This window comes from Meridianimarinicoccus marinus (assembly GCF_040689105.1).
GTDB lineage: Bacteria > Pseudomonadota > Alphaproteobacteria > Rhodobacterales > Rhodobacteraceae > Meridianimarinicoccus > Meridianimarinicoccus marinus.
This window is the reverse complement of record NZ_JBFBVU010000075.1, coordinates 1-1,633: the sequence shown is the minus strand read 5'-3', so window position 1 is coordinate 1,633 and position 1,633 is coordinate 1. Positions and strand designations below refer to the sequence as shown.

Here is a 1,633-nt window from a genome sequence, read left to right as displayed (position 1 = left end):
TGGCGCTCGCCCCGCGAGTTCATCAGGGCCAAAACCGAAACCGCTTAGGTGTCCGGTGAAACGGGGGCTGGATCACCGCCCATCTCGGCGTCAAAATAAAAATTTGGGCAAAAAATTCAAAAAAAAACAGCAATGGGAACGTCTGATCTACTGTTTTGGCTGCACCGATTTCCGTGCAATCGAGCTTTGATTTAGCAGACGAGGACCGATTTTGGGCTCGTAGCGTCAGAATTGGCTGTCCCGAGCCCCTGATTTTGGGCAGGGTCCAGCTCATGCCATCAGTTTCCGTCGAACAAGAAACAAGTTGCCAAGGGCGAACAGCGTGAAGAACTGCGCGCGGTTCTTGGCGAGACCACGATAACGGGTATTGATGTATCCGAACTGGCGCTTGATCACCCGGAAGGGATGCTCAACCAGGGCCCGCACCTTGGCAATGATCCGGTTGATGTCTTCTTCGATCGGATGAAGTTTGCCGCCTATGGCAGCCTTTCGCATCACACCCCAGAACTTGCCCGCCCCGGAGAATGCCGCCTCTCGCGCGGTGCTGACATAACCCTTGTCGGCCCAAACCGATGTCTCCTTGCCGTGCAGAAGGTCGTCCCAGACCTGGCTGTCATGAACCTTGGCGGTAGTGGTTTGGAGGCTGTGGACGATGCCACTGTCTGCATCGACGCCGACATGCGCCTTCATGCCAAAATACCAGTCGTTGCCCTTCTTTGTCGACGACATCTCGGGATCGCGCGCCTTGGCCTCGTTCTTGGTCGAGCACGGCGCACCGATGATCGTCGCATCCACCAGTGTTCCGGAGCGAAGCGTGATACCCTGATCGGCGAGGTGAGTGTTCACCTCGACAATCAGCTTTTCGGTCAGCTGATGCTTCTCCAGCAGGTGGCGAAAGTTCAATATCGTTGTCTTTGTCATGATGCTCCATCCTACTCAGGAGTTGGAGCCTCCGGCAAACCCGGTGCGGGTCACTGTTCGACGGCCTCCAGCAGCATGTCACGCACGTCCGAGCCGCTGATGCCGGCATTGGCCACGGCGCGCCAGGCAATGATCTCGCGGTCGTGGGCGTCGATCAGAAAGGCTGCGCGGATGACATCGCCATTCCAGCAGGTGAACTCCAAGCCGTCCGAGCACCAGCGCAGGTTCGAGCGCATCATCACCACCTTGCCGTCGTGGGTGCGTTCGGGCCGGTCAAAGCCAGAGCGTTCCAGCAGCAGGTTGTTGGTCTTCATGATGCGGTAGACCCGCTTGTGGTTCACGGGCGCGAGCCGCTCGGCCCGCAGCTCCCGGTTCAAAACGGCGGTGATCCGGCGGTAGCCATAGGTCGGGCGCTTCGCCACCAGCCGCTCGATGCGCGGCAACACCGCCGCGTCTTGAGCTTTATGGTAGCTCCGACGCGGCTTGGCGCTCCCGTTCAGTCGCTCGTGCAGGTTGGAGCGGGACACGCCCAGAGTTTCGGCGATGGCTTTCATGGCAAATCGTCCCGTTTGAGCGATTGCGCAAGCAAGGTCGGTTTTTTTGACCGGGACTTGTCGAGCGCTTCCTTCAGGATCTCCACCTCGAGCGTCTTGCGTCCGAGCTGGCGTTCAAGTTCGCGGATGCGGGCTTCCATCTCGCGCACCGTCTTGTT

General features: G+C 59.0%; 1 protein-coding gene and 2 pseudogenes. 1 reads left to right on the top strand and 2 read right to left on the bottom strand.

Going from position 1 to position 1,633, the window contains the following annotated elements; translation table 11 throughout:
- A partial coding sequence (locus AB0T83_RS20210) for a hypothetical protein (protein WP_366194993.1) occupies positions 1–190 on the top strand: 190 nt, incomplete at its 5' end.
- 80 nt (positions 191–270) lie between these two features.
- Here the strand turns inward: AB0T83_RS20210 and AB0T83_RS20205 are convergent.
- Together AB0T83_RS20205 and AB0T83_RS20200 are read right to left on the bottom strand one after the other, a co-directional pair.
- A pseudogene (locus AB0T83_RS20205) lies at positions 271–915 on the bottom strand (IS5 family transposase); the annotation flags it as partial.
- A gap of 59 nt (positions 916–974) precedes the next feature.
- Positions 975–1,633, bottom strand: a pseudogene (locus AB0T83_RS20200) (IS3 family transposase); the annotation flags it as partial.